The organism is Streptomyces sp. NPDC002306, from assembly GCF_053593435.1.
In genome coordinates this window covers 1-5,011 of record NZ_JBSFCK010000098.1, presented here as the reverse complement: position 1 = coordinate 5,011, position 5,011 = coordinate 1, and the positions used below count along the sequence as shown (strand labels likewise).

Below are 5,011 nucleotides of genomic sequence, written 5' to 3'. Positions count from 1 at the left end.
CACAGCGAGATCGTGGTGACGGCCGAGTTTGACAGGGACGTCGAGATGTGTCTCGTCGATGGGGCCCTGGTCCCCAATCACAGCGAGATCGTGGTGACGGCCGAGTTTGACAGGGACGTCGAGATGTGTCTCGTCGATGGGGCCCTGGTCCCCAATCACAGCGAGATCGTGGTTGGCTGACCCGATGCACATGAGGTAGATGCCTCGGTCGGCTGCTGTTGCAACGGCGCCGACCGAGAGCACTTTCATGTGTCTCTCTTGGAGGGACGACTTGGTGGACAAAGACTTCAACACTGGTGTTGGTAGGTAGTGATGCCCGGTATGCACCGCTCGGTTCTCCCGGTGATGCGCCGGTGCCGCCTGTAAGGGGAATCACACGTGTCACTGAATTGACTGGACTGGATTGCGGACTCTGTCGATGGCACAAGGGAAAAGTGTCATGTCTGAGTTGGCTCAGATCTCGGCGGTGATGGAGTCCATCGAGACTCCCTGCTCCCGCAACACCTTCAGCAGACCGAGCACTGCATTATCCGCAGCCCCACGAATGTCTCGTTCAGCACGTAACGCGGCGGCTGTACCTAGGAGATGCCCAGATCGCGGTCTTGTGTAACACCCTACAGGAGGCAGACTACGGCAACCAGTCGCCGGGGACTGGGAAGTTTACAGCGACTACTTTACGGCGCGCAGTCTCCCTGGCTGCGCAACTGGGATCCCGCCTCAATGAGTACTTCGTTGCCGTTGGTCATGAGGCCGCTGCCCGGCTTGACGTTCACGTCCTCGCGCTCCTCGAACACCGTGGTGGTTCATGTCGACGCTTTCTGGTCGAGTAGTCACTACTCATTATTCGGCTGTGAAGACGTACAAGTCTCCAGATACCGCCTTTAGACGAATCGGGAGTTTCTTTATGCTTCGCACCATGTTCAAGTCCAAGATCCACCGCGCCACGGTCACCCAGGCCGACCTGCATTATGTGGGATCGGTGACCATCGACGCCGATCTGCTCGACGCCGCCGACCTGCTGCCCGGTGAGCTGGTGCACATCGTCGACATCACCAACGGTGCGCGGCTGGAGACTTACATCATCGAGGGAGAGCGCGGGTCCGGGGTGATCGGGATCAACGGAGCTGCCGCCCACCTCGTGCATCCCGGCGACCTGGTGATCATCATCAGCTACGCTCAGGTCGCTGACGCTGACGCTGAGGCGCCGGCGCTGACGCCGCGGGTCGTGCACGTGAACCAGGCTAACCAGATCGTGGCCCTGGGTGTCGACCCATTGGAGCCGGTACCGGGTTCGGACCAAGAGCGCAGCCCACAGGCCGTGACAGCCTCCCCGAAGAACTGGCCCAGCTGTATCCCGCCAGCACGGCGCCGCCATTCGTTTGAGTAGTGGTTACTCTCAATGGCGCGACTCTCTCTCATGGACTCTTGATCCCGGTTCGAATGTTTGGATCCGGGCCCTAAATTCAGCTCTGGAGGTAGCGTGCAATCCGTACTCCTTCTCTCGAAATGGCATTCCGGCGGTGTGGGCCCCGCTGCAGGACTGCTGCGAGCTCGTGGTTTGCGCCCGGTGCTGATCTCTGATCTTCCTGACGACCGGAACCGCGAAAAATGCGATGACCATATTCTAGTGGACTGGGATTGCGAGAAAGTGTCCACGCTGGCTACCCGACTTGACGAGCGTGGCATAGTCCCCATCGCTGTCGTCAATCTGATTGAATTGTTGCTGCCCTGGCAGATTGCCATAGCCGTGCATTACGGTCTTCCGGGTGGTGACGTCAATCGTGGTGTGCTGGCTAGTAAGACGCTGGTCCGAGAGCGCATGCAGGCTCTTGGACTGTCTGCCATTCGCTTCTCCAGCGACCCGGCTCAGGTGGACTTCTTCCCCGCCATCGTCAAACCTTCACGTGAATCTTCGGCCTCGCGGCTGGTTCGCCGGGTCGACGGGCCTGCCGAGCTCCTTGCATACCAGCATCACCTGGCCGAACTCGGCTTCGCCGACACAGAGCTGATCATCGAGGAGTACCTCCCCGGTACCGAGTACACCGAGTACACCGTGGATGGCCCGGTCCTGGCTGGCCGCTTCCATCCAGTGCTGGCGAGCGAGAAGCCTGACCACGATGAAACCAGGCACCATGACGCGGGTATCAATCTCCATCCACCTCAGCGGGATCACGTGAGGAAAGGCGTGCGTGTTCTAAGCGAGGCAATCAGCGCGCTCTGCGCCGACCTCCGCCTCGACCAGCTCTGGCTGCACGTTGAGGGCCGGACTACTGAGGATGGTCGGACGGAACTCGTGGAAATCAATCCCCGACCCGGTCGTGGCATCTATTTGCCGGCGATCTGGGGGCCCTGCGGGATCGATCCCTTTGAGGCGCACATTTCCATGTCGCTGGGTGAGTACACATTCACGCAGGAAGGGCTGGACCCAGTTCGCGACCAGCCTATCATTGGGCTGGTCTATGTTGAGGGTGATGAACTCGGCACCGTCGAGGTCAGCACCAGCGAGGCCGATATACGTGAACTCCCCGGCGTCATGGACGTGCAGATCATCAACGGCCACCGGATCAGCAGTCTGGAGCAGGAAAACATGTTCCTCGGTTTCACGGTCACCGCTGAATCCGTGAGCCAGTTGCGTGCCCGCGCGGCGACCGTCCTAAGTACGCTCGATTACCGCATCACAGCACACTGAGGGGCATTGGCAGGTCATCTGTCTGATCGCTGGAGGGGTTGCTCGTGGGTGCGGTCGTACCGGGGTTTCCGTTTCCAGTCGGAAGTCATCTCTCTGAGCTACCCGCGCTGCGCGGGAGTGGCTGACAAGTGCTGTGAGCGGGAATGTTCACCGGGGTCGAGAGCGGACTTGGAATCACACCATGACACAGTCCCAGCCCGATTCGTCCGCTGAAATCGAAGCGCGTGCCGCCGTCACGCGACACCGCTACGAGCACGCCCGCCGGCTGCCCGCCCAGATCCGGCTGGCCCGCCTGTGGCGCGAGCGGGGCGACTACCGCAGAGCGGGGCTCCTTCTGGCCCTGACACTGACGGCCGCCGAACACTGCTGCGGCCCCGACTCGCAGGCTGTAGCTGCGGTGTGCAACGAATGGGGTGTGCTGGGCAAGTACACCGGCAACTTCGACCGCTCCGAAACCCTGTACCGCCGAGCACTGGCGATCTACCAGCAAGCCTACGGAGACGAACATGACAGCATCGCGACCATCTGCCATAACCTGGGCGGCCTGCTCCACGCCCACGGCCGCCCCGCCGAGGGTGAACCGTGGGCCGCCCGCGCAGTTCGCATCCGTACCCGTTTGCACGGCCCCGACCACCCCGTGGTCGCTGCGGACCAAGCCGCATGGGCCGCCCTGCTGGACGGCTGTGGCCGCCTCGACGAGGCCGAGGCTCAACTCCGCACAGCGCTCTCGGTCTTCCAATGCGTCTACGGACCCGAGCACTACGAGATCGCCGTCACCACCCACAACCTCGCCGCCCTCCAGCACCGCCGCGGCCACCACACCGACGCCATCAGCGGCTACACCCAGGCGCTTGCACTCAAGGAAACCCTGCTCGGCAACAGCCACCCCGACCTGGCCCCGACCCTGACCAACCTCGGCACAGCCCACCGCCAACTCGGTCAACCCAGCCAGGCCGCCCTCCACTACACCAGGGCCATCGCTATACTCACCCCCCGCGTCGCCCCCGACCACCCCACCCTGATCGCCGCCCGCCAGGGTCTCTGCGACGTGCTCGGTCACCACCAATGAGTGAAGGCAGACTTGTGGCGACGGTGGAGGGCCGGGGAGTCGATCAGTGTCATCTCCAGGCAGATCGGCAAGCCGCCGGGTTCGGTGTTCACGGTCCTCAAGCACCACGGAGGGATCGCTCCCGAACCTCGCAAGATGCGGGCCGGAAGCCTGACCATGGGCGAGTGGGAGGAGATCTCGCGCCGACTCTGTGCTGGCGAGTTTACCGGACGATCGCTGGCTTTCTGGGACGCGCGGTATCGACGATCAGCTGTGGAGTCAACAACAATGGCGAACACGACGCTTACCAGGCAATCGCTGCACAGGACCGCGCACTTGATCGCGCTCGACGCCCGAAGCAGTACTTGCTCGCCCGCAGGCCCGCGCTGAAGCATACGGTGGTGAGGCTACTGGAAGATGAGTGGTCGCCCGAGTAGATCGTCGGCCACCTGCGACGGCATCACGGTGACGACCCCGTCATGTGGATCATTCACGAGACGATCTACCGATCGATTTAGCACCACCCGCTGGAAAGTGGCCCCGCGCGAACTGTGTAAGCGTCTGCGGACTGGCCGCCTGATCCGGAAGAACAAGCGCCGCACGGTGAAAGGCCAGTGGTGCTCACAGATCACCGATGCCCGACCGATAAAGGAGCGGCCCGGGGCGGCAGGGAACCGCAGCGAATCCGGGCACTTGGAAGGCGATCTGGTGATCGGTTCGAACAGTAGTCAGGTCGCCAGGCTGGTTGACCGGAAGTCAGGACGACCTTGACGCCATCGCGACGAAGCCCAGGCCGGGGCCGACCAGTAGATATGGGCCCTTCTTACCCTCTACCAGGCACTTCGGACCGTGGAGGCCGCCGAGTCCCGCCCCGGACCGCTGCGGGCTTCGAGTAATACTGACTTGTAATGCGTGATGTCGTGGGGTGCTGACTGGTCGTGATCGTCGCGGTACATCACGGTCATGAGGTACGCGCAGGGTGGTGGGCTGACTGCCGAGCAGGGGGAAGCGGGCCTCGTCTCGAAGGGGCCGGCGTCCTTGCCCAGGCTCGGCGACGAGTTGTTTATAAAGCTGGAGGCGGCGCTGGCGTTGGGGGCGGTGGCGCATGGCTGGTCTGACGAGCGCTGGACGCTGGCGCGGGTCCGGACGCTGATCGGGCGGATGTTCCACAAGAGCTATACGGTGCCCGGGGTGTGCCTGTTGCTGCACTGGCACGGCTGGTCGCCTCAGGTCCCGGCTCGCAAGGGTGGTGCAGCGCGGCGATGAGGCGGTCG

Annotated in this window: 4 protein-coding genes and 1 pseudogene; all 5 read left to right on the top strand. The window is 62.9% G+C overall.

Annotated elements, in window-relative coordinates; all coding sequences use genetic code 11:
* On the top strand, window positions 1-180 hold a 180-nt coding region (locus ACWCQK_RS41635), incomplete at its 5' end, for a hypothetical protein (RefSeq protein WP_451164406.1).
* A 724-nt stretch (window positions 181-904) separates the two neighbouring features.
* Window positions 905-1,387 (top strand): aspartate 1-decarboxylase, encoded by a 483-nt coding sequence (gene panD / locus ACWCQK_RS41630; RefSeq protein ID WP_451164408.1) that lies wholly within the window; start codon window positions 905-907, stop codon window positions 1,385-1,387.
* A 93-nt stretch (window positions 1,388-1,480) separates the two neighbouring features.
* Window positions 1,481-2,689: an ATP-grasp domain-containing protein gene (locus ACWCQK_RS41625; protein ID WP_451164404.1), complete on the top strand. Its 1,209-nt coding sequence runs from the start codon at window positions 1,481-1,483 to the stop codon at window positions 2,687-2,689.
* 181 nt (window positions 2,690-2,870) lie between these two features.
* Window positions 2,871-3,758: a tetratricopeptide repeat protein gene (locus ACWCQK_RS41620; protein WP_451164402.1), complete on the top strand. Its 888-nt coding sequence runs from the start codon at window positions 2,871-2,873 to the stop codon at window positions 3,756-3,758.
* Window positions 3,759-4,700: 942 nt separating this feature from the next.
* A pseudogene (locus ACWCQK_RS41615) lies at window positions 4,701-5,011 on the top strand (helix-turn-helix domain-containing protein); the annotation flags it as partial.